The 23714-nt window shown below is 63.3% G+C and carries 19 protein-coding genes and 1 tRNA gene; 10 read left to right on the forward strand and 10 right to left on the reverse strand.

Going from position 1 to position 23714, the window contains the following annotated elements:
* Window positions 1–64: 64 nt before the first annotated feature.
* Together parC and BLT40_RS00120 are read right to left on the reverse strand one after the other, a co-directional pair.
* A complete protein-coding gene (parC, locus tag BLT40_RS00115; RefSeq protein WP_090350593.1) occupies window positions 65–2305 on the reverse strand; it encodes a DNA topoisomerase IV subunit A in 2241 nt (746 codons plus the stop codon).
* Between the two features lie 99 nt (window positions 2306–2404).
* Complete coding sequence (locus tag BLT40_RS00120) at window positions 2405–3445, reverse strand: proline iminopeptidase-family hydrolase (protein ID WP_090350596.1); 1041 nt, start codon at window positions 3443–3445, stop codon at window positions 2405–2407.
* 166 nt (window positions 3446–3611) lie between these two features.
* On the opposite strand from BLT40_RS00120, the gene BLT40_RS00125 reads away from it, so the two are divergent.
* A complete protein-coding gene (locus BLT40_RS00125; protein ID WP_176809058.1) occupies window positions 3612–4895 on the forward strand; it encodes an acyltransferase family protein in 1284 nt (427 codons plus the stop codon).
* Here BLT40_RS00125 and BLT40_RS00130 read toward each other — a convergent pair.
* Entirely contained in the window at window positions 4862–5695 is an 834-nt protein-coding gene (locus tag BLT40_RS00130) for an endonuclease/exonuclease/phosphatase family protein (RefSeq protein WP_090350603.1), read from the reverse strand. The two genes, BLT40_RS00125 and BLT40_RS00130, sit on opposite strands and share 34 nt — an antisense overlap.
* A gap of 168 nt (window positions 5696–5863) precedes the next feature.
* On the opposite strand from BLT40_RS00130, the gene BLT40_RS00135 reads away from it, so the two are divergent.
* Together BLT40_RS00135 and BLT40_RS00140 are read left to right on the forward strand one after the other, a co-directional pair.
* Window positions 5864–6346: a hypothetical protein gene (locus tag BLT40_RS00135; RefSeq protein ID WP_090350607.1), complete on the forward strand. Its 483-nt coding sequence runs from the start codon at window positions 5864–5866 to the stop codon at window positions 6344–6346.
* Window positions 6347–6702: 356 nt separating this feature from the next.
* On the forward strand, window positions 6703–9765 hold the full coding sequence (locus tag BLT40_RS00140) for a TonB-dependent receptor (protein ID WP_090350610.1): 3063 nt from the start codon (window positions 6703–6705) through the stop codon (window positions 9763–9765).
* Window positions 9766–9996: 231 nt separating this feature from the next.
* Here BLT40_RS00140 and BLT40_RS00145 read toward each other — a convergent pair whose 3' ends face one another.
* Window positions 9997–11787, reverse strand: coding sequence for an XVIPCD domain-containing protein (locus BLT40_RS00145; RefSeq protein ID WP_090350614.1), 1791 nt, complete (start codon window positions 11785–11787; stop codon window positions 9997–9999).
* 17 nt (window positions 11788–11804) lie between these two features.
* Complete coding sequence (locus BLT40_RS00150) at window positions 11805–12296, reverse strand: hypothetical protein (RefSeq protein WP_090350617.1); 492 nt, start codon at window positions 12294–12296, stop codon at window positions 11805–11807.
* A gap of 1562 nt (window positions 12297–13858) precedes the next feature.
* Here BLT40_RS00150 and BLT40_RS00155 point away from each other — a divergent pair.
* The gene (locus BLT40_RS00155; protein WP_143025806.1) at window positions 13859–15196 is read left to right on the forward strand and encodes a hypothetical protein; all 1338 of its coding nucleotides are present in this window, start codon (window positions 13859–13861) and stop codon (window positions 15194–15196) included.
* On the forward strand, window positions 15196–15948 hold the full coding sequence (locus BLT40_RS00160) for a hypothetical protein (protein ID WP_090350624.1): 753 nt from the start codon (window positions 15196–15198) through the stop codon (window positions 15946–15948). Before BLT40_RS00155 ends, BLT40_RS00160 begins: the two co-directional genes overlap by 1 nt.
* Before the next feature lie 267 nt (window positions 15949–16215).
* Here BLT40_RS00160 and BLT40_RS00165 read toward each other — a convergent pair.
* From BLT40_RS00165 to ftsY, 5 genes are all read right to left on the reverse strand, one after another.
* A tRNA-Phe gene (locus tag BLT40_RS00165) sits at window positions 16216–16291 on the reverse strand.
* Window positions 16292–16357: 66 nt separating this feature from the next.
* Entirely contained in the window at window positions 16358–16636 is a 279-nt protein-coding gene (locus BLT40_RS00170; protein WP_036111120.1) for an oxidative damage protection protein, read from the reverse strand.
* Window positions 16633–17679, reverse strand: a complete 1047-nt coding sequence (gene mutY / locus BLT40_RS00175) for an A/G-specific adenine glycosylase (RefSeq protein ID WP_255363900.1) — start codon at window positions 17677–17679, stop codon at window positions 16633–16635. Before mutY ends, BLT40_RS00170 begins: the two co-directional genes overlap by 4 nt.
* Window positions 17676–18740: an AsmA family protein gene (locus tag BLT40_RS20465; RefSeq protein ID WP_255363901.1), complete on the reverse strand. Its 1065-nt coding sequence runs from the start codon at window positions 18738–18740 to the stop codon at window positions 17676–17678. Before BLT40_RS20465 ends, mutY begins: the two co-directional genes overlap by 4 nt.
* Before the next feature lie 29 nt (window positions 18741–18769).
* Window positions 18770–19921, reverse strand: a complete 1152-nt coding sequence (ftsY, locus tag BLT40_RS00180) for a signal recognition particle-docking protein FtsY (RefSeq protein ID WP_090350632.1) — start codon at window positions 19919–19921, stop codon at window positions 18770–18772.
* Window positions 19922–19985: 64 nt separating this feature from the next.
* Here ftsY and rsmD point away from each other — a divergent pair, with 64 nt between their 5' ends.
* The 5 genes from rsmD to ggt all read left to right on the forward strand — a co-directional run bounded on the left by rsmD (window position 19986) and on the right by ggt (window position 23703).
* A complete protein-coding gene (gene rsmD, locus BLT40_RS00185) occupies window positions 19986–20555 on the forward strand; it encodes a 16S rRNA (guanine(966)-N(2))-methyltransferase RsmD (protein WP_090350636.1) in 570 nt (189 codons plus the stop codon).
* A 27-nt stretch (window positions 20556–20582) separates the two neighbouring features.
* Window positions 20583–21086 (forward strand): pantetheine-phosphate adenylyltransferase, encoded by a 504-nt coding sequence (coaD, locus tag BLT40_RS00190; RefSeq protein WP_036111135.1) that lies wholly within the window; start codon window positions 20583–20585, stop codon window positions 21084–21086.
* A gap of 17 nt (window positions 21087–21103) precedes the next feature.
* The gene (locus BLT40_RS00195) at window positions 21104–21607 is read left to right on the forward strand and encodes a hypothetical protein (protein WP_036111138.1); all 504 of its coding nucleotides are present in this window, start codon (window positions 21104–21106) and stop codon (window positions 21605–21607) included.
* Window positions 21608–21681: 74 nt separating this feature from the next.
* The gene (locus BLT40_RS00200) at window positions 21682–21939 is read left to right on the forward strand and encodes a YfhL family 4Fe-4S dicluster ferredoxin (protein WP_036111140.1); all 258 of its coding nucleotides are present in this window, start codon (window positions 21682–21684) and stop codon (window positions 21937–21939) included.
* A 63-nt stretch (window positions 21940–22002) separates the two neighbouring features.
* A complete protein-coding gene (ggt, locus tag BLT40_RS00205; protein ID WP_036111143.1) occupies window positions 22003–23703 on the forward strand; it encodes a gamma-glutamyltransferase in 1701 nt (566 codons plus the stop codon).
* Window positions 23704–23714: the final 11 nt, after the last annotated feature.

Genomic DNA, 23714 nt, shown 5'->3' on the forward strand with positions numbered 1-23714 from the left:
GACGCCGATGGCCCCGGCAGGGCCGCATTCGACCGCGGCCCGCCGGGTTCACGAAACCACGCGATCAACCGGTGGTTTCGATCCGCTCCACGCGACGCAGCCCGCGCGGCAGTACGCCGCCGCGAGTGGCACGGCTGCCGCCGTACTCGACCAGATCGGCCCACTTCAGCGTCAGCTTGCGCTGTCCCGCGTACAGCGTGACCTCGCCCTTGCCTTCGGTGACAACGGCCACGCCAACGACGCGTTCCTCGCCCGAGGCCAGCTTGGCCTTCGGAATCTCGATCAGCTTGTTGCCCTTGCCCTTGTCCAGTTCCGGCAGCTCGGCCACCGAGAACATGAGCAGGTGGCCTTCGCCGGTGACGACCACGATACGGTCGCGCGACGGGTCCGCGGTGATCGCCGGGGCGAGCACGCGCGCGCCATCGCTCAGGCTGATGATCTGCTTGCCCGCCTTCTGCCGACCCGTGAGCGCCTCGAAACGCGTCACGAAGCCGTAGCCGAAGTCCGTGGCAAGGACGATGCGGGTGTCGTTGTCGGCGGTGACCACCGCGTCGAAGCGGGCGCCGGCAGGTGGACTGAAACGGCCGGTCAGCGGCTCGCCGTTTCCGCGTGCGGAAGGCAGCGTATGTGCCGCCGTGGCGTAAGCGCGACCGGTCGAGTCGATGAAGGCGACCTGCTGCGTGGTGCGCGCACGCGAGATCGCCAGCAGGCTGTCGCCGTCGCGGTAGGACAACGCTTCGCCATCGATCTCGTGGCCCTTGCCGGCACGTACCCAGCCCTTCTGCGACAGGACGACGGTGACCGGCTCGGAGGCGACCAGCGCGCTCTCGTCCAGGGCCTGGGCCACGCTGCGTTCGATCAGGGGCGAGCGGCGCTCATCGCCGAACTTCTCGGCGTCGCCGCGCAGCTCTTCCTTGATCAGGCTCTTCAGCTTGGCCGGCGACTTCAGCAGCACGTTGATGCGCGCGCGCTCTTCTTCGAGCTTGTCGCGCTCTTCGTTGAGCTTGAATTCTTCCAGGCGGGCCAGCTGGCGCAGCTTGGTTTCGAGGATGTAGTCGGCCTGTTCGTCATCGAGACGGAAGCGCTCCATCAGCACCGGCTTCGGCTCGTCCTCGGTACGGACGATGCGGATGACTTCGTCGATGTTGAGATAAGCGATGCGCAGCGCTTCAAGCAGGTGCAGGCGACGCTCGACGCGGCCCAGACGATGAGTGAGCCGGCGCGTGACCGTATCGGTACGGAAACGCAGCCACTCGCTCAGGATCATTTTCAGATCCTTCACCTGCGGCCGGCCGTCGAGGCCGATCATGTTCATGTTGACGCGGAAGCTCTTCTCCAGATCCGTCGTGGCGAAGAGGTGCTGCATCATTTCTTCGACGTCGACACGGTTGGAGCGCGGCACGAGGACGAGGCGGATCGGGTTCTCGTGATCGGACTCGTCGCGCAGGTCTTCGATCATCGGCAGTTTTTTCGCGCGCATCTGCGCGGCGATCTGCTCGAGGATCTTGGAAGGCGACACCTGGTGCGGCAGCGCCGTGATGACGATGTTGCCCTCGTCACGGACGTAGACGGCACGCGCGCGCACCGAGCCGGTACCGTTCTGGTACATGGCGGCGAGTTCACGGCGTGGCGTGATGATCTCGGCGTCGGTCGGGTAGTCGGGCCCCTGTACGTGCTCGCAGAGGTCGGCAATCGTCGCGTCGGGGTCGTCGAGCAGGCGGATACAGGCGCTGGCTACCTCGCGCAGGTTGTGCGGAGGGATATCGGTGGCCATGCCGACCGCGATACCCATGGAGCCGTTGAGCAGCACGTGCGGGACGCGAGCCGGGAGCCACGAGGGCTCGTTCATGGTGCCGTCGAAGTTCGGTACCCAGTCGACCGTGCCGTGGCCGAGCTCGGAGAGCAGCACCTCGGCGATCGGCGTCAGTCGCGACTCCGTGTACCGCATGGCGGCGAAGCTCTTCGGATCGTCCGGCGAGCCGAAGTTGCCGTGGCCGTCGACCAGCGGGTAGCGATACGAGAACGGCTGGGCCATGAGGACCATCGCCTCGTAGCACGCCGAGTCGCCATGGGGATGGAACTTGCCGATGACGTCGCCGATGGTACGGGCCGACTTCTTCGGCTTGGCGGTGGCGCCCAGCGCCAGTTCGCTCATGGCGTAGATGATACGGCGCTGGACCGGCTTCAGGCCGTCGCCCACGAAGGGCAGGGCGCGATCCAGCACCACATACATGGAATAGTCGAGATAGGCCCGCTCGGCGTAGTCCTTGAGCGGGATCTGTTCGTAATTGGCTTGCAGATTCATGGGTTTGGCTGTCCGGCTGGCGCGCATCAGCGCGTCGTTAACCGGGTGATGTTGCCAGAAAGCCGTCTCAGGAGCGAAGACTGCCGAAGGACCAAGGCCTCAGCGCAGCGGTTTACCCGCGTCCACGTCCTTCAGGAATCCGATCAGTCCCGTGAAGTACGTGGTCTGGTCGTCGTACATCGCCATATGCGCGCCCCTGGGGCAAAGGAGGAAGCGCGCGTCCGGCATCTTCTTCGCCATGGCTTCCATGTACCTGGGGTCCATCGTGTCGTAACGGGCGCCGATGACCAGCGTGGGCACCCTGATGTTCTTCAGGTCCTTGCTGCGGTCCCAGTGCAGCAGCTTGCCACTGGCACCGAGTTCGCTGGGGCCCTGCATCGAGACGTAGATCTGCTCGTTGATGTGGCCGAACGCGCGTTCCACGGGCTCGGGCCACTGGTCGGCCGGCATGCGCAGCACGTGCTGCTCATAGTGCATCGGCATCAGCAGTGCCATGTAGGCCGGGTCGGCGGTCTTCTTCTCCGCCTCCATGCGCTTGACCTGGGCGAGCTTCTTCTGGTCCATGGCGGGCATGAGCACCTTGTTCGCGTACTCGTTGTACGCGGGGATGCTGTCGACCATGTTGGAGATGATCAGGCCCTTGAGGTGCTGCGGGTACTTCAGCGCATACTCGATCGCGAGCACGCCGCCCCAGGAATGGCCGAGGAGGAAGAAGTTGTCCTTGTCCAGGTGAAGCGCCCGGCGGACCTGCTCCACTTCGTCGACGAAACGGGGAATTTCCCACAGTGATTCATCGGTGGGTTTGTCGCTGAAGGCCGAACCCAGCTGGTCGTAGTAGTAATACTCGATGCCGGCGCCGGGGAAGTAGCTGTCGAACGCCTCGAAATACTCGTGCGTGGCGCCCGGCCCGCCGTGCAGGAGCAGAACCTTGATCGTCGGATTGTTGCCGACGCGCTTGGTCCAGACCTTGAACTTGCCTTTGGGCGTATCGATGACGATCGACTTCTGACCGCCCGAGAGCACGTCGTCGCGTCCGGTGTTGTCGAAATATGAAGCTGGCGGGGTCTGTGAGGCCGACGAGTCTGCAAAGGCACAGAGCGCGGCAAACGTGAAAGTCACGGCGGCTATCAGGCGGCGCATGGTGTATCCCCCGGCATTGATGGCCGATTCTTGCCGGGCGTCGGCCTGCTCCGCAAGTCCTCACGCGACCGTCATCTTCCCAAAGCCAGCCCGAACGGAAGAACCTGCGTTCACCGTACGGCCAACCGGGGCTTGTTTCCATGACCTTTTTGCAGCGGGAAGGTCGATGCGTAAAGACATCTCAGCCGACGGCCTGCGCGGTCTCGCCGCGGTGAACGTGCTCTTGTGCCATCTCTTCCTGGCTTTCCTGCCGGGCGGATTCGCCTGGATCTACCCGGATACCACCACGCCGGACGCCATGCGTGGCGTGGTCGATCAGGTGATCGCCTTCCAGCCGCTTTCGGTGCTTTGGAACGGCCAGTTCGCGGTATGCATCTTCTTCGTGCTCAGCGGGTATGTGCTGACCAAGTCGTTCATCGAGACCGGAGACACCGCGACCTTCCGGTTGCGCGCCTCGCGCCGATACCTGCGCCTCGGCGTACCGATCTTCGGGTCGGTGATGTTCGCCTGGTTCGTCATGGCGATGGGGTGGAGTCACGCGGTCGAGGCGGGTCACCTGTCCGGTTCGACCTGGCTGGCCGATTTCTGGAAGAAGCCGCCGGACTTCATCGAGGCGCTGCGCGATGGCACGTACGGCACGATTCTCGGTGGATGGTCGCGTTTCAATCCGACCCTCTGGACGATGAAGATCGAGCTGCTCGGCTCGATGTTCGTCTTCGCCTATCGCTCATTGACGCTGCCAGGGCGTGCGGCGCCGCTCAACTTCGCGTTCGCGGTGGCGTTGCTCGCGTGGTTCTTTCCCCATGACTGGCCTTACTACACGGCGTTCCTTGCCGGCAGCCATGTTGGCGAGGCACGCCTCACGACGTCGAAACCGCTGCTGGCCCTGGCCGTCGTCGGAGCGATTATCTGCGGTGGCTTCGACGTATCGCCCTGGTACGACTGGACGCACGTGCTGCCGCTTGCGGACAACGAGCGCAAAGCATTCTTCAACGTCGTCGGCGGCATTCTGTTGCTATACGTCGTCCGGTGCGGCAGCTTCGACCGTGTCTTGCAGAGCCGGCCCGCGCAGTTCATGGGGCGCATCTCGTATGCGTTCTATCTTGTCCACCTGCCGATCCTGCTGAGCTTCTCGGCCTGGTTTTTCACCGTCATGGCGGGGCGGCTGGCCCTCGATCCGGTCGCCGCGGCGATGCTCACCGTCCCGGCGACCTTCGTGGTCGTCATCACCGCCGCGATGGTGTTCGATCGCACGTTCGATCGCTGGGGCATCCAGCTGGCAGGCCGCGTCTTTCGGGCACCGCGCTCGTCCGCGAAGACGGTGGCGCTTCGGAGTGTCGACGGTTTCCGCCGACGCGTTCGCTACCACCGTCGTCGCATCATCGGGAAAGAGGCGCCGCAGGCCGGTGTTCCACGTCAGAGGGTGAAGTCGGCCTGCACCGGGAAGTGATCCGAGGGATAACGGCCGTCCTTCGACACCGTAATCGTCCGTACCGAGTTCGCCTCGACACCGCGATAAAGGATCCAGTCGATCCGCTTGGTCGCCTTGCCGGTGAAGTCGTGGAAGGTCTCGGCCGGACCCTCGTGCTTCGGCGCGGCGATCCATGCGTCCTTGAACGTAGCGGTCAGCGCCTTATGCGTTTCGCTGTCCGGGCCCGTGTTGAAGTCGCCGGTGAGAATGACGGGGACATTCGCCGGGAGCTTCGCGATCCACGCGGCGATCTCATGTGCGCTGCGCGAACGCGCATCTTCGTCCTGATCGCGGTAAGGGAAGTGCGTGTCGAGCAGATAGAACCGCTTGTGATCGGAGGTCCGCTCGAAAAGCGCCCAGTTGACCATGCGCGGGAAGATATTGCCCCACGTGATGCTGGCCACCTTGTCCGGAGTGTCGGAGAGCCAGAAGTCGCCCGATTCGACGATCTTCAGGCGATCCTTGCGATAGAAGATGCCCATGTGCTCGTCGCGATGATCGCCATAGCGATCGCGGCCGAACCACGTGTACTCCGGCAGGCGGTCGATCGTGTCGTCGCCTTGCGCCTTATACAGCTCCTGGGTGCCGATCACGTCGGGATGCAGCTGACGGATGGTGTCGGCGAAGAGGTCGCGGCGATGCGTCCATCCATTGAGGCCATCGTTGCCGGTCATGGTGCGCACGTTGAAGGACATGACCTTGAGGTCTTCCGCCATGGCGGGTGTGGCAAGGATGGCAGCGAGGCCGGCAATCAGCGCGAGTTGACGGAAACGAGGCATGGCGGGCGGGGTCCTTCGGTTCGGAATGAGCACCCGACTATAGCCACGTAAACACGTCATTGCCGTGACCGGGTCACAGGGTCGAGGCGCGACATTGCGTCGTGACGCAGCGGTGCCGGCAATGGGGCAAACTACGGCGTTGCCATCGACAGCCATCCGGAAACCGACATGACCGAGCTCGATCCCCAGACGGAGCCTTCGAAGGCGAATGGGCGCCGCACGGCACTCATCGTCATTCTGGTGGCTTTTGTGGCGTCGGCGACGACAGCGATCCTGGCGATCAGTGAATCGCACCGGGCCCGCAAATCCGATGCGGCCGCCCTCAGCGCCGATGTCAGCGATCTTCGCGGCATGGCCGCGGACTGGACCGCGCGCGTCGACGATCTCGAACACGCCCCCGTCGACGCACAGCCTGCTCGCCTCGAGGCGCTGAAGCCGCGTATCGACCAGCTTGCGTCGTGGAAGGCGCGTACTCCGTGCGGCCACGACGCCCGTGATGCACTCCGGGCGTCGGTCGACACGCGCGTGCTGTACCTGCGGCGCGTGCTGGCGAAGGAGACTGTACCGGAGGCGCGGATCGACGAGAGGCGCGCCCTCGAAGACAGCCTGAAGCGCTGTGCCAGCGAGCAGGGCGCTGACGTCAACATCTGAGACGGGTGGGGGCCAGAGGAGGGAGGCAGGTTTCGCTTGCCAAGTCCTTGACCGGGTCCCGCTTTCGGAGAAATACCTGTCTAGGAATATTTCTTACGAAAAATCTCAAATTTTTGTTTGACAGGGCTGCTGCCAGTCCCTAAGTTCATACGTGCCTCATGTATGAAACACCGTCATCTCATCGGCGGCGAGGTGAACGCGTCGCACGGACTCGCGATGGGAAAGCTTGAAGTCGCGTCGGCTCGGGGGAGCATGCGCGACTGGCGGGACGTACCAGGTTTCTTTATTTGCGGGTTCGGGCGAAGCGCAACTTTTTAATGGCCCTTGCTAAGGGTCGTTTTTTCGGGGAGACACCAATGCAGCACCAGATCATCCGCCGTCGCGGAGGCCTTCGGCCGTCCGCGCTGGCGCTAGCGCTCGCCCTTGGCGTGGGTGCGACCGCACCGGCGTTTGCACAGTCCACGACCGGCGACATCTTCGGTCAGGTACCCGCGGCCGCAGGCGAAACCGTATCGGTCACCGGCAGCACGGGTTTTACGCGCGAAGTGCCGGTCGACGCACAGGGCCGGTATCGCATCGGCAACCTTCCCCTCGGGTCGTACACCGTCAGCCTCAAGCGCGATGGCGCCGTCGTCGATTCGCGCAAAGATGTTGCGCTGAAGGTCGGTGGCGCCACCGATGTGTCGTTCCAGGCCCCGGCCACCGCAGCCAGTGCTCAGGCACTGGACTCGGTGACGGTGACGGCCAACAGCCTGCCGCCCATCGACACCACCGCGGTCGATTCGCGCACCGTCGTCACCGCGCAGACGCTGGCGCGTCTTCCGCTGGGACGCAATGCCGAGGCGATCGCCCTGCTGGCGCCGGGTGCCGTCCCGGGCTCGAGCAACCTGGGTAACGGTCGCTACCGCACCGTGTCGTTCGGCGGCTCCGGTGCCTCCGAGAACGCCTACTACATCAACGGCTACAACTCGTCCGACCCGTACCGCAACCTTGGCGGCGTCGGTCTGCCGTACGGCGCGATCGATCAGCAGGAAGTCTATACGGGCGGTTACAGCGCCAAGTACGGTCGCTCGGATGGCGGCGTCATCAGCCAGGTCGGCAAGCGCGGTACCAACGACTGGCACTTCGGTGCACAGGTGCTGTGGGAGCCGAAGTTCGCCTCGTCGACGCCGGGCAGCATCTATTACTCGAACAAGGCCCTCCCGGCCGGGTACGGCTACGCCGACGACACCCTTCCGGGCACGATCTACCGCAATCGTCAGGACAACACCAAGTGGACGACCACGTACAGCGCGTACGTCGGTGGTCCGCTGATCAAGGACAAGCTGTTCTTCTTCGTCGCCGCGGAAGCCGAGAAGTCCGAAGGCACGAGCACGGCGTCGGTCGAAGCCAATCCGGTGGCCAACAACCACTACACGTACAACCTGCCGAAGTACTACGCCAAGCTCGACTGGAACATCAACGACTCGAACATCCTCGAGTTGACGGGTATCCATTCCACCGACGAGCAGCGCGGCAAGTATTACGGCTACGACTACGACACGCGCACCGTGGGTGGCCCGCTCGGTTCGGATGCCGACACCAGCAAGATCACCACGAAGTACGCCATCGCCAAGTACACCAGCTACATCACCGACGACATCACGCTGACCGCGACCTACGGCAAGGGCTGGACCGACGACTATCTGCAGAACCCGACACCGGGCCTTGCGCAGCAGCCGTATATCGACAGCCCTTACCTGCAGAACCCGGCTCTGAACGGCGGCACGCCGATCACCAATCTCAACTCGTCGTCGACCGCGCAGGATCCGAACGCCGGCAGCAAGACGCATGGCCTTCGCCTCGACCTCGAGTGGCAGGTCGGCGATCACCACCTCGCCGGCGGTATCGACAACATGAGCTACGACGCGAGCAACGAAGGCTCGTCGACCAGCGGTCCGGGTTACTACCTGCGCTATCGCAAGGTGGCGGCTGGCAACGAGAACATTCCGATCAGCACGTCGCTCGGCGTCGGCGCTCCGGGTGGTGACGGCTACTACGTCACCCAGCGCGTGTTCAGCACCGTCACCAGCATGTCCGTGGACCAGAGGGCTCAGTACCTGGAAGACCGCTGGCAGGTGACCGACCGCTGGCTGCTGAGCCTCGGCGTACGCAACGATCGCTTCAAGAACTTCAACGACAAGAACCGTCCGTACGTCAACAATGCGGCGCAGTGGGCGCCGCGTCTGGGCGCCAGCTGGGACGTCTACGGCGACTCGTCGCTGAAGCTGTACGCGAACTTCGGCCGCTACTACCTCGCGCTGCCGAACAACGTGGCCGTGCGCGGTGCCTCGCCCTCGACGTATACCGACATCTACTACACCTACACCGGCATCGATCAGCTCGGTCGTCCCACGGGTCTGACCGAGATCTCGCCGGGCGCCGTGTCGTCGGACGGCGAGTACGGTCAGGCGGTCGACCCGATCGCGGTCAGCGCGCGTGACCTGAAATCGCAGTATCAGGACGAAGGCATCATCGGCTTCGACAAGACCCTCGGTGACGGCTGGGTCACCGGTGCCAAGGTGACGTTGCGCAGGCTGCGTACCGCCATCGACGACGTCTGCGACACCGGCCTGCTGGCAGACAAGATCACCGCGCAGGGTGGCGATCCCAACTCCGTGGTCATTCCTGGCTGCGTGATCTTCAACCCGGGCTCATCCAACACCTTCAGCCTCGCCAACGTCGACGGTTCGGGTCGCACCGAAGTCAAGATGAGCAAGGACGACTGGGGCTTCTCGACCGGCGCCAAGCGTGCCTACTACGCGCTCGACATGTACCTCGAGCACCCGTTCGACGGTAAGTGGCAGGGGCGCCTGGACTACACGTTCTCGCGCAGCTACGGCAACACCGAAGGCCAGACCAAGTCCGACATCGGCCAGACCGATATCTCGAAGACGGAAGACTGGGATTCGGCTGAGCTGATGCGTTACGCCAATGGTCTGCTGTCGAATGACCGTACTCATCAGATCAAGGCTTACGGCGCGTATCAGCTGACGCCGGAATGGCTGGTCTCGGGCAACCTTCGTCTCGCCTCCGGTGCGCCGAAGTCGTGCCTTGGTTATGAAGACGGTGAGGAAGACTCGGATCCGATCGGCTACGGCTCGGCTTATCACAACTGCAACGGTCAGCCGTCGCATCCGGGCGAGAAGCGCAACCCGTGGTACCGCCAGGTCGATCTGGCCGTTACCTATCGTCCGGGCTACTTCGACGGCAAGATGGCTTTCGGCCTGAGCGTGTTCAACGTGACCAACGAACGCAAGCCGCTGAACAGCTTCTCGACGTACGAGTCGGCACCGACCACGGTCAACAACAACTACGACCTGGGTCAGTACTACCAGACGCCGCGCTATGCCCGCCTCACGGCGACATACGACTTCTGATCAGCGCCACTTCAGTGATCGCGTAACCAGACAAACGGTCCAGGGAAGGACCCGCTGCAAATCCTCGGATCGCCGCCCGCTCCCACGGGCGGCTTTTTTTGTTTGCGTTGGGTGGCGAAGGTGTGTGAGAGGGCGGCGGGCTGCCGCTTGCCAGTCATGTAAAGAGGGGAGCGAGCGCCGCGGTCATGCCAACGGCGCAAGTAATGCCGCCTGTTAGCGACCGGTAGCGGACTAGCGGGGCAGTTCACCGTGGCTCATCACAGGTCCTTGAGTATGCGCTTGATCTTGTGTGATTTGCTGGCTGAGCGCGTTTTGCTGCTGTTGCGTCTGCTGGAACTGCTGCATGGCGTCGGGCCATTTAGCAGCACTCTCATGCATGGGCGTCATCGCTTCGGTCGTCGGCACGCTGGTTCGCAGATCAAACAGGTGATCCGTCCGACCGGGTGGCATCTGCACCGCCCAGAGCCTGTTGCCGTCTGTGGATAGGGCGATCTGATCAATGCGGTGCAAGCCGTCGAAACGCGCCTGCACAGCGAGTGCCGACGAGATTTGATCCGTGTGCTGGTCGGGCGTCCGCCCGAGGCTTTGGTCCAGTGCCGCCACGTGTCCACGGGCTTGCTTGAACAGTGCATGGTCGGCGTGGTCAGGCTCGTCCAGTCGTGCGGGCGCCACGGGTACATACTGAAATTGATTGGGACCGTCGGCCGTATGGTCGAAGGTGTGCGGGACGGCGGGTTGTGTACTGCTGTCCAGATAAGGAACGGATTGTCTGGACGGCTCGAGGTTCAAACCGCCTTGTTCCATCATGGATTCGCGCAATCCCGCGTGCGCCATGTTGATCTGAACTTGGGGCTTAACGCCATGCCTGTGGGCTGCATTCTGCTCTTCGACGCTGATGGTCGCGACAGCCCACCCGGCGTAATAGTTGGCGTAGTCAGAAACGCCTCCGTGCCCAAGATGCATTGCTTGCCGGTTATCGCCATTTGTGGGCGAGACGGGGCGATCGAAATAGTTATGTCCCATCGCGGCGACGTTGGCAGGCGTTTGCGACATGGTCAGGTCGGCATTCAAGGAAACATTCGCGCGTGGTACGAGTTTGTTGTTAGTGCTTTCAACGAAGTCGTCGACGCGCTGCTGGGCAGCCTGTCGCATGTCGGTCAGGGTGACCGATCCGTTCTGGCGCTCAACGCGACTGCGCAGTGCGTTCCAACCTGCGATTTCGGCTTTGGCCTCATCCTCACGCCCAGATTGAATATGCCTCTCGACCAGCGCCGTGTAGTCATGGACGGGGCCTAGTGTCTTCGCTATCGCACGCACATCTTGTGTATAGAGCGCGCGCGCTTGCTCGGCGGCCTGAGCGTTAAAGCCGTGCTGTATCTCGTGCCCAATGACGAACGTCAGATCATTCGGCCGGTAACCGATGCCTGGCGAGTGGGGTGGCGCGCTGGTCAGTGCGTCGCTTGGCAGATTCATGGCGTGATTCGACACGCTGTAGCTGCCGCCGGTGCCAGACGTGGGAGAGGTGAACTCAAACGACTCGAGGATACGGTGCGGCCCCTGCTTCGGCTGTGGCGGCGCGGCAGTCGTGGCGGCCCGCTTGAGTTCATCCGCCAGGACGGGCGAACCGTTCATTGTGTCCTGCAGATTGGTCAGCATGTCCGCAGTCACAGGATGCTTAGCACCCGACGTATCAGCGAAGGATTTTCCGCCGAAGTCCACGATCATGGACTGCACGCTCAGCACCGCACGGACCTCCGTCGACGAGGCGCGCACGGAAGATGTTGGCAGCGTCACGATGCCGACGGCGCGGTCGTAATCGCCTACCGGGCGATCCGCACTCTCGGCAGGCGAAAGTGCGAAACCGTTCAACGCACCCGATGAGGCCGACTTCCCGAGGTTGGTCGTCAGGTCGGCATCAGATGCCATTGCGGCTCGTAACTGGTTCACGTCCGCTGGCGTGACACCCGGTTGCTGCGCAAAGTGATGAATGGCCGCTTCAAGGGCCGAGTTCGGGGATGCCATGGGAACCTCCTGTTCTTTCAGAGACTGTCGTCGGTCTGAAGGCTCATAACGCACAAGCTCTCACCCGGGCCCTGAACTACGTCCCGGCGGGTTACGGTGAGCCAGACGTCGTTCCTGACGAAATTCACCCAATCGATGCCGCCGATCTCCGATGGTGACGACTTCTCGACGAAGCCATGGGCCACTAGGTCTTGTCGCAGGGCGGCCATCGTGAGACTACAGACGGTTGACGGGTCGGCAGAGCGGTCGGGGTTGTAGAACCAAAAACCGAAACCGGGCTTGAAGGCTTTCTTCGGCGGAATGACTTTTACGCCGTAGATCCATCCGTTGCCGAGGTCTGGGCTCCGATAAGCGAGCGAATCGTCATCCGGAATCAGCGTGCCACCAAACTGTTTCCCGACCCGCTCAGGCGTGATTTCAGCAGTTGAATTCAGGCTAGTGAGGAAGCTGATCAGCACTTGGGTGGCATGGGCGGCAGCCGCCGAGTGCTGAGGGGCAACAGGAGTCATGCGAGGTCCTTCTGGGGGCGTGGCGGGTGTCGTAGAAGCGGGCGCGGGCGCCGTTGCTCTGTAAGCACTGATGCCGCTTTGCGCGGGCAGTACAACCGAAAGGACGGTGGCGCTCGCTGACGCGGCTGCGCTGGATAGCGCCGCGGCCGTCAGAACCGCGAGACATTGATTCGGCAAGGGACTCATTGGCTCGGCATCCTCGACTCCTTGAGATGGGTCGCAGGAGCGACCTTGGGCTGAGGGCATGATAGCGGCTGGTTGAACCTGTTGCATGAGGATTTCGCCCTTGCGTCATTGGCTCGACGCTCTTACAGGAGGAGGGTGAGCGCGACCACTCGAATGTCGTTGACACGCTCGAGGAAGAAGGCACGATCCTCAACGCGGGTATCCGGCGGTGGTAGGAGTAGAGGCCGTCGCCAGAATTGGGTTGCAGTTACATCGGCGGCGCACATGTTTCGGGGCTTCGTTGAAGGGCGATCGGCCTGATGATGGGGGCTGCGGCATGGACTCGTGAAGTCCGCCAAAGGCAGGAGAGCCGCCCTCCGAAATGGAGGCCGAGTGGTCGTTCAGGTTACGAACTTTCCAAGTCTCCTAAGCCCCTCGCGTGTCGGTGGGTCCGGTCGACTGTCTGATATGGCGCCGGGCGGTCAGGCTGTCGTGCTCGGGTCGATCAATCTGCCGGTTGAAGGATCTCCTAGAAAAACCCGGATACAATTATTCTCGCGGGCTTTTTCGCATCGCGCTCCCAGGGGCTGCCGGCGGTGAGCGTCAGAGCGAACCTGGTTGTCCTAACCGTTATATTGTTTCCTTACGCCTCTTGAGACGCCTTCTCTGATAGGACTTTCGATAGAAATGTCGACCTGTCTATACGTATACATTGCGATACTCGCGGCACCCTGTTGGACGCAGACCAGTTAGGTCAAACTTCACCGCAGGCGAGCGCGGACTGCTAGCCCAGACAAGGAGTGGGGACCAGTGTCGAGCCAGATTAGATCGATTCCCGAGGTGCCAAGTGGCCTCGTTGAGGCGGCGACTCGGGGGACGTTAGTCCCTTTTATTGGAGCTGGCGTCTCCAACATCGCCGGGTGCCCTCGTTGGTCCGAATTCGCGGATCGAGCCCTAGATTCCCTCGTGAAAACCGTGAGCGGCATGCTGCTCACTCTTCTTCATGTAGCCGACTAAAGATTTCTGGTTTGCGGTAAGTTCAGCCACGAGCCAACGCCTCCATTTCCGCGAGTTCCTGCACGATCATCTCGTTGTTCCGGACGTTTGCTCTCGCTCGCCCTGTCGCGCCCATCTCCGATGTCGAGGTCAACTGTCGGCAGAGCGATATCCAACCAGTCGTCGTAATTTGTCGTGACAAACTTCGAGCCCAAAGCGGAGATATGACTGTAGATGCGGCGGCCATTGGGGTGAGAACTCCACTCCTTGGATGGATGAAGAATTCCTCGATAGTCGATCTCTACACCTTTCCTCTCAGCCGTTAACTTAGCCACGGAAAGCTTGACTCGTGCCGACAACGTTGAAAGCTGCGAGCCCTGCGCAGCACTGAGCGCGCCGCTTTGATTCGAGGCTACGCGAACGCCCTGGATGGACTGAAATCAAGTGAAGACTTGACTCTACGTCGGTCACTTCTCGATGCATTTTTACCTTATCTGCAAGGCTTGGTGGGGTCTGCCCAATTTTGGGAGGAAGCGGCTGAGGATGCCGGCCGCTTTGAGCCGGATAGGGACTGGATCCCCCCGGTCATTGTCGAAGTGGTCAAGAAACTGGCGTCGGACGACACCATTCCCTTGTTGGAATCTGACTGTGACTTGATGCTCTCTATCGTGCTTGCGGTTAAGGCGAACGCACCGGGTATCTCGATGTCCGATGATCCTATGACGAGCGCAATCAACAATTCGCGCGGTATGGCCGTCGAAGCGCTTTTACAGTTCGTCCTGCGGCGTTGTCGTGATGCGGATAAGGTAGAGAAAACGCATCTGGATGTCTGGTTGGCGCTTAAGGGCGAACTTGACGCGGAAGTCGCCTGCTGCGGCGATGGCGGGTGTCTTGAATCCTCCACCCTATTGGCGTCGTACTTGGCGCAGCTTATATATGTCGATTCCGACTGGGTTTCCGAGAACATCCAGCGAATTTTCTCAGAAGCGCACAGCGACAATTTTGTGTGCGCTATCGCCGGGCTCTCATTCGCAAACGCCAATGGGAGACTCTACGAGATTCTACGGGAGGCGAATGTTCCACGGAGGGCTCTTCGATCGGAGCATATCAAGGGAAGTGCTCGGGAACGTTTGCTCGAACGCATCGCTTTGGCCTACGGTTGGGGCCTCGTTGAAGTCCATTCTCCCGAGTTGGCCGAGATGTTTTCTAGCGATCGAATCGATGACCTCATCGAGGTCGCATCTACGATTTCTCGCTGGTCGAGCGAGAAAATAAGCGACGAACAGGTCTCGCGTGTGACGGATTTCGCTAGGTCGGTAGTCGCTTTCGGCCTCGAAGATGCGACAGCGCGAAAAAAGCTTCTGAGAGTGGCTGCGCGGTTCATCTCGTTCCTGCCATCGCTGTCTGACGACGACATGAGCTGGCTGCTGCCTATCGCCTCGTACGCACATTCTAGCTACGGAAGCGATGAGTTCTTGGAGTCATTGGATCGCTTAGGCGGCAAGAATGCGCTGAACGTGCAGCGGATAGTCGAGGCCTTCCTAGAGAACTACGAATTTTCTGACGACTTCCGAGGAAGGCTTCAGTCGATCGTGCGAAAAATCGATCAAGGCGGTCGGCATCTTGAAGCGCTTCTTATCGTTGAGCAGATCGTAAAGCGGGGTGGTGGGGCGCAGTGGGTTGCTCTGTACAAGGAGCTTGTCGAAGAGGGTCACCGCACGAATCTAGGAAACGAATGATGGCCTCATCGATTGGCTCGGGCGCCATATCCGCAGTGGGCCACAACCTGCACATGTGGCGACACCGATTTGAACGCGAGTTCGTCCCTGCCAGCCATCGAGTGGTAGACGTTTTTCTTGCGCGCCTAATACCGACTTTCGCATCGGCGGGGGAGGAGGCCCAGAGCTACGGTAAGGAGCTATGGGATCGCGCAATGTCGGATTGGGGTGATCCCGATATAAGCGAAGCTGAAGTTGCGGACGCTGTTCGTGAGGCCGAGGTTGAGTATTACCTCAACCTTACCGGGATGGAGCAAGGAATCCTCAATTGCTGCGCATTGTTCTTGTACCACCTGTTCGAACAGCACTTACTGACTTTTCACCGACAAGAGCTGCTGCATTGGCGGGAGCAGAACGACACCAAGTTGCTGAAGCACGATGAGATTCATAGCAGGCTTTATAAAAAGGGCATTTGTACCAAGTCCTTTGCGAGCTGGGGGAAGCTTGAAGAATTGCGGCACCTCGCGAACACGTTAAAGCACGGCGAGGGTAAGAGTAGCCGCGAGCTCGCATCGCTGGCTCCGGATCTGTTCTGCCGTGTCGGGGGCGTTGCCGGGGTGGCATTTAGTATGTCACCCCGCGTGTATACCCCGCTTCTCGGTGACGATGTGTTCGTAACTGAGCGTCATGTCCGCGAATACGCGGTCGCGATCGAAGGGTTTTGGTGTGAATTGTTAGCGGCAATGGAGCCTAAGGCCGGTGCCACTTGGTAGAGATGGTTGGCACCTTGATCAGTGATGTGTCGTCGCTTGCGCATGCGACCGCCGTCACCCTCGTCAAGCAGCTAAGTTGCAACTAGCCCCGGCGAAACCTAGGCAGACGCTGGAATCTTGCAGGATTCGAGAAACCTCCATCGCTCGCGGTTCGACGATGTGTTTCGCCCAAAGTCAGTACTCGATAGGAACGGGCACCGAATGGGCACAGATCCGCTCCATTCGACCTACAGCTCTGGCAGGCTTCTTCTAAGTATCTGATGGGAATGGTGGCTCGGGACGGAATCGAACCGCCGACACGGGGATTTTCAATCCCCTGCTCTACCAACTGAGCTACCGAGCCACAGGTGCCTGCAACGATCGTTGCGGCGAGTGGAGCCGCGTATTAAATCGGGTGCGGGCTCCGGCGTCAAGCCTCTTGTTCAGGCGGGACGTAACCGGCGGGCTGAACCACATCGCCGCCGAAGAAATACTTCTCCATTTCGCCGCTGAGGAACGTGCGCGTCTTCGGGTCGAGGGGCGACAGGCGCATCTCGTTGATCAGCATGGTCTGGTGGGACAGCCACTGGGCCCACGCTTCTTTCGAGACGCTGTCGTAGACGCGTTTGCCCAGGTCGCCGGGCCAGGGGGCGAAGTCGAGGCCTTCGGCGTCGCGGCCGAGCTTTACGCAGTGGACCATGCGCGTCATGGGGATATCTCCGGAAGGTTGTCGAGCAGCGTGCGGACGGGTGCCGGCAGGCCGAGCGTGGTGAGCTCGTCGCGGGCGCACCAGCGCTGGTCGTCGCGGTCTGCCACGGCGGTCAGCGGGGTCGCATGGTCGAACAGGATGGGTGAAACGTCCAGCCGGTAGTGGCTGAAGACGTGGGTAAAGGCGGGCAGGGGATCGGCCGAGCCGACGCGTGCCAGGCGGAGCGCGACCGTCGGCGCGGCGTCGGCATCGGGTGCCTCGGGCAGACTCCACAGGCCGGACCACACGCCTTGCGGGCCACGCTTCTCCAGCAGCACCCGACCCTGCGCGTCGCGCAACAACAGCATCGCGAGGGCGCGCGTGGGTACCTTTTTGCCGGGCTTGGCGGTGGGCAGTACGGCGGTCAGTCCGTCACGATGCGCGACGCAGGTGGCCGCCTGCGGGCAGAGCATGCAGGCCGGCTTGCTGCGCACACAGACGGTGGCGCCGAGATCCATGATCGCCTGCGTGTAGTCGGCGGTACGGGTCGCCGGTGTGTGCTCATCCGCATGAATCCACAGGCGCTTCTCGACCGCGCTTTCGCCCGGGTGACCGGCGATGCCGTGATAGCGGGTCAGCACGCGCTTGACGTTGCCATCGAGGATGGGGAAGCGCAGCCCATAGGCCTGCGCCAGGATCGCGCCGGCGGTGGAGCGGCCGATGCCGGGCAGGGCGATCAGCGCATGGAGATCGCGCGGCAGCTCACCGGCGTGACGTTCGACGCACAGCTGCGCGGCACGGTGCAGAAACCGTGCTCGCCGGTAGTAGCCGAGCCCCGACCAGAGTGCGAGGACGGTGTCCTCGTCGGCTTCGGCAAGCGAGGCCAGCGTAGGCAGCCGCTCGACGAACCGCTGGAAGTAACCGATGACGGTGACCACCTGGGTCTGCTGCAGCATGATCTCGGACAGCCACACGCGGTAAGCATCGCGCGGATGCTGCCAGGGCAGGTCCTTGCGTCCGTGGTGGTCGTACCAGCGCAGCAGTTCACGGGCGAACGGATTCACGGCGTGAGCCCGGTGGCCGGGCGCGAAGCGGTGCTCGCTGACGCTGGCGCGGTTGCCGGCGTGACGTCCGGCGTCGCGCGGATACGCAAGCCCTTGATGTGCACGCTGTCGGTGTCGACGGCCGCCGCGTCGACGCTGCCAAGCAGGGGCGGAAGCGTCGGTGCGCCGCCCGCGTTGATGCCGCTCCACCATTCGGCCACGGCCAGCGGTGGCACGCGCAGGTCGGCATGGTCGGTCGGACCGTCGAGCTTCAGCGCGACGAACAGGGGATCCTGCTGATTCGCGGGTGTGACGTTGAGGACCACGTCGAAAGGCGACGCATCGTGCCGTGTCATGCGCCCGGCCAGTGAGGCACCGACGTCCGCACCGCCGCGCCAGGTGGCTTCGCCGCGCAGGCTCGCGGCGAAGCGATCCTGGCTGGCGAGATCGAGCGTGAGATCGTTGAGCGTGAGCACGCCACGCGAAAGGACCGGGCGCGTGCGAAGCGTCATCGAGTACGGCTTCTCGCTGGACGATGCCGCGAGTCTGAGGTCGAACACACGGCCATCGGCCAGGCGGCCCGCGTCGATGTCCACGTTGGACAGGAGAAGACGGTTGCCCCGGGTCAGCGTGCCACGGGTGACGCGGAACCCCGCGTCGATGCCCGGCAGGATCGCGCCCGCGGTCGACGGTCGCGAGGGGAGCGTGTCGATATACGCGGACACGGCGTCCATGTCGATGCGCGCGCCTTCCACTTCGAGTCGCGACACCGTGGTGTCCTGACCGAGCAACGTGCGCCACGGCAGCACCAGCTTGCCGCGCGAAGCGACGATCAGAGGTGTGCCCGAGCCACGGGCGCGCAAGGTCAGTCCCTCGAGCTCGAGCGCCGGCTTGGGCCAGAGCGTCGGACTGGCCGGGCTGGCCAGCCCGAGGTCGAGACCCGCCTCCTCGGCACGCGATTGCAGCATCGCCGTGAACCGTTCCGGCTGCAGAACCACATAAGTGGCGACCAGTGCCGCGACGAGGATGCCCATGAGCAGCCCGCCGACGGCGAGCAATCCGATGCGTAGTCGCCGGTTCACGGCAGCGACCTGTCATGCATGCGCGTCACTCAGCCGCCAAGGTTGGCAGGGAGCAGGCCGTCCACGAAAGCGGCGGCGTCGAACACGCGCAGATCGGTGGCGGTTTCGCCCAGTCCGACGTAGCGGATCGGCAGGCTGAACTCGCGGGCGAGCGCGAACATCACGCCGCCCTTGGCCGTGCCGTCGAGCTTGGTCACCACGAGTCCCGTGACACCCGCCGTGTCGCGGAACTGGCGGAGCTGGCTGATGGCGTTCTGACCGGTGGTGCCGTCGATCACCATGAGGACTTCATGTGGCGCGGCGGCGTCGAGCTTCTTCATGACGCGGACGATCTTGCCCAGTTCATCCATCAGGCCGCCCTGCGTGTGCAGACGACCGGCGGTGTCGGCGATAAGCACCTGCGTGCCGCGCGAGCGCGCCGCCTGCAGGGCATCGAAGATGACGCTGGCGGAGTCGGCGTCCTGGCCCTGCGAGACGACCGGAACCTTGTTGCGCTCGCCCCAGGTTTTCAGCTGTTCGACGGCGGCGGCGCGAAAGGTGTCGCCCGCCGCGAGCATTACGCCGCGGCCTTCGTCGACGTAGCGGCGCGCGAGCTTGCCGATGGTCGTGGTCTTGCCCACACCGTTGATGCCGACGGTGAGGATGACGAACGGGCTGTGCGTCGAGACGTCGAGCGGCTTTTCCACCGGCTTGAGCAGCGCGACCAGTTCGTCGCGCAGCACCTTGAGCATCGCGCCGGCGTCGGCGAACTCGCGCTTGTGCATGCGTTTGCGCAGGCCCTCGACCAGCTGGGTGCTGGCTTCGACGCCGACATCGGCGGTGATCAGGGCGGTTTCCAGCTCGTCGAGCAGGTCGTCGTCGAGCTTGGGGTGGCGGACAAACAGCGCGCCCAGGCTCCTGGCGAAACCGCTGCCGGACAGCCGGTCGCGCCAGCTGCGCTTTGCGGACGCCTCGGGCGCGGGTGTGGCCTCATGCGCGGCCTCGGCAACGAGGGTGTCTTCCGCCTCGGGCTCGACCTCGGGAGCCTCGGGCTCGGGGGCTACCGTTTCCGCCAGCGCCTCGGCGACCAGGCTGCCCAGGTCGGTGGCGGCGGGGTCGGCGGCGCGATCGACGCGCTCATCCGTTGCCGGGGCCTCGGTCGTCGCCGGTTCGGCGGGCTTCTTCTTCCAGAACTTGAGCATTGCGGGAGGGATTCAAAGACAATAGGCGAATGCTAGCACTCCCGCCCACACTGGCCGCTGAGCGATGACCGCCTCCGGCCGCATCCGCGTCATCGGCGGAAACCTGCGCAACTCCCGGCTCGACGTGCCCGATCTGCCGGGGCTGCGCCCCACGGCCGAGCGCGTGCGGGAAACCCTGTTCAACTGGCTGCGGCCGGTGGTGGCGGGCTCCCGCTGCCTCGACGCCTTCGCCGGCACCGGTGCCCTCGGCATCGAGGCCCTGTCGCGCGGCGCGGGCAGCGTCACCTTCGTCGAGCGGGAGCCCCGGCTGGCGGCGGCGCTCAAGGCGAACCTGTCGCGGCTGAAGACCGACGGAGAGGTGGTCGGCGATGACGCGGTTCGCTGGCTGAAGGGATCCGGCAAGCCGTTCGATCTGGTTTTTCTCGATCCGCCTTTCGCGCTGGATGCCTGGGCCGGCGCCGCCGCACAGCTCGAAAGCGGGGGCTGGCTGACGCCGACGGCCTGGATCTACGTGGAGTCGCCGCGTGGCGCGGTCTTCACCTTGCCCCCGACGTGGCTCGCGCACCGGCAGGGTCAGGCGGGAGAGGTGACGTACACCCTCTATCGCCGCGCCCCGGCCGATCCGCTAAGCTAGCCCGCGTTTTCCCTGACCCCAGTGTCCATGACTCATCCGCCGGCCAATCCCCGACTTGCCGTTTATCCGGGCACGTTCGATCCCATCACGAACGGTCACGCCGACCTCGTGTCGCGTGCCGCGCCGCTGTTCGACCGGATCGTGGTCGCGGTGGCGGAGAGTCGTAACAAGGGCCCCGGTTTCAGCCTGGGCGAGCGCATCGCGCTGGCCCGTCTGGCGCTGGCCGACCTGCCGAACGTGGAGGTGCGCGGTTTCGACTGCCTGCTCGCCCACTTCGTAACGGAAATCGGCGCGGGTGTGATCCTTCGCGGCCTGCGCGCCGTGTCGGACTTCGAATACGAATTCCAGCTCGCCAGCATGAACCGTCACCTGATTCCTCAGGCCGAGACGCTGTTCCTGACCCCGGCGGAGCAATACAGCTTTATCTCTTCCTCGCTCGTGCGTGAAATCGGTCGCCTGGGTGGCGATATCTCCGGCTTCGTGCATCCGGCGGTGCAGCAGGCCATGCGCCAACGCTGGCGCAACTCTTGAAATCAAAGGTGATCATCATGCGTAAGTTCGTCCTCGCCGCGTCCGTGGCCCTGACCGCCGCCCTGGCCCTCTCGGCCTGCAACAAGTCCGAAGATGCCGATCAGGCCGCCACGACGCAGGAAGCTGCCGTCGCCAAGCCGTCCAACCCGACCGACACCAAGGCCTGGAGCCAGTATTTCGGCCAGATCGTGCGGAAGAACATGCAGGGCATGACGGCTGATCGGCCGTTCCCGTACTTCGTCCCGGCCGGTGACGACCAGAACGGCCAGGACGGTCGCGCGCGTCAGCTCGAGAACGTGCAGGGCACCGTGGCCCGCGGCGTCACGCCGGGCAACATGCTCGTCTTCGGTGGCCCGGAGTCGGCCAAGACCGCCGACCTCATCGTCGAAGCCTTCAAGAGCGCCAACGCGGGTTCGTTCAAGGGCGTGATCATCCTGTTCATCGGCGACCAGGCCGACCAGCAGCGCGTCACCGACGCCCTGACGCCGACCGGCGCTACGGTCCGCTTCGTCGCGATGTAATCGTTTCGGACGCGAATCGCGTAAACGAAGGGCGCCTCAGGGCGCCCTTCTCGTAAACGCGCTAAAATGCGCGCATGTCCCTGATCATCCTCGATACCTGCGTCAACTGCGACGTCTGCGAACCGGTGTGCCCGAACAAGGCCATTTCGCTCGGCGAGCAGTACTACGTGATCGATCCCGCCCTCTGCACCGAGTGTGTCGGCCATTTCGACAACCCGCAGTGCGTGGAGGTCTGCCCGGTGGAGTGCATCCCGCACGATCCCGACCGCGTGGAAACGCACGATCAGCTGATGCTGAAGTACGAGCATCTGATGGCCCGCGCGGCCTCGTAAGCGCCTCGCGCGCGTCCATGGGTTAATCTCGCGGGTAGCGATATTCCCACCCGGAGAAATTTCATGGTCCATGCCCCGTCGTGGCGCGTGCTCGCCGCGAGCCTTGTCGTTGTCTTCAGTGCCGGCGCGCTCAACGCGCAGAACGCCCCGGCCGCTTCCGGCGGCCCCGGACACGCCGCCATCGCCAGTGCCAATTTCATGGCGACCAACGCGGGCTTCGAGGTCCTGGGCAAGGGCGGTAACGCTTTCGACGCCGCGGTGGCCGTGTCGTCCACGCTCGCCGTGGTCGAGCAGCAGAGTTCAGGCATCGGCGGTGGCTTCATGGCCCTGCTGCATCGTGCATCGGACAACCGCGATGTCTTCATCGACGCGCGCGAAACCGCGCCGAAGGCCGTCGACATGAAGGTCTACGTCGGCAAGGACGGCAAGCCCAACCGCGACACGTCGACCAACGGCCCGCTCTCGTCCGGCATTCCCGGCGAGCCCGCCGGTATCGTCTGGATGGCGGAGCATTACGGCAAACTGCCTTTGTCGGTATCGCTGGCGCCTGCCATCCGCATCGCGAAAGAGGGCTTTCAGCCCGATTCGCGGTTTCTCGGCACCATCGAGGATCGCAAGGACGTGCTGGCGCGCTATCCCGCCTCGTCGGCCATCTTCCTGCCCGGCGGCAAGGTCCCGTCTCCCGGCTGGACGCTGCGCCAGCCCGACCTGGCGAAGACGCTGGAACGCATCGCCGCCAGGGGCCACGACGGCTTTTACAAAGGCGAGACCGCGAAGCTGATGGTTTCGGCATCGCGTGCCGCCGGCGGTAACTGGACCGCGGCCGATCTGGATGGCTACAAGGTCAAGGAGCGCGAGCCGCTCAGCGTCGACTACAAGGGCTATCGCATCGTTACCGCGCCACCGCCGTCGTCGGGAGGCGTGGCGATCGCCGAGGTGCTGAACATCCTCTCCGGCTTCGACCTGAGCAAGGCGGACCTGGCTCATTCGACGCATCTCACCATCGAGGCCATGCGTCGGGCGTTCCGCGATCACAACGAATACCTGGGTGACCCGGACTTCGTGAAGATGCCGCTCGACATGCTTCTGTCGAAGTACTACGCGGACGGCCTGCGCGCGACGATCTCACCCGACAAGGCCACCCCGTCGGATCTGCTGCCCACCTCGATGGCGCCCGAGCCGGGCATGCACACCACGCATTTCTCGGTGATTGACGCGGACGGCAACATGGTGGCGTCGACCCTGACGGTGAACCTCGAGTTCGGTTCGGCCTTCGTGGCGAAGGGTACCGGCGTCGTGCTCAACGACGAGATGGATGACTTCGCCCTGGTGCCGGGACAGCCGAATGCGTTTGGCCTGCGTGGGGCGCTGGCCAATGCGCCGGAGCCGGGCAAGCGCATGCTTTCATCGATGTCGCCGAGCTTCGTGTTCGGTGCGGATCGCACGGCGGTGCTCGGTTCACCGGGTGGTTCGACCATCATCACGCAGGTGCTCGAGGGCATCCTCGCCTTTATCGATGGCAAGAGCGCCTCGGAAATCACCGCGCAGAAGCGTTACCACCACCAGTACCTGCCGGACCGCGTCGACGTGGAAGCCGGCGTCTTCGACGATGCCACGGCCAGGGCGCTGACCGACATGGGCCACGTGTTGAAGAATCGCTCGCCGTGGGGTTTCATGAACGTCGTCACCTGGGATCACCGTACCGGTAAGCTTGACGCCGCCAGCGATCCGCGTCGTCCGTCCGGTCTCGGCAAGGTGCAGTAAGTTGCGTTACG

This window comes from Dyella sp. 333MFSha (assembly GCF_900102405.1).
Taxonomy (GTDB): Bacteria; Pseudomonadota; Gammaproteobacteria; order Xanthomonadales; family Rhodanobacteraceae; genus Luteibacter; species Luteibacter mycovicinus.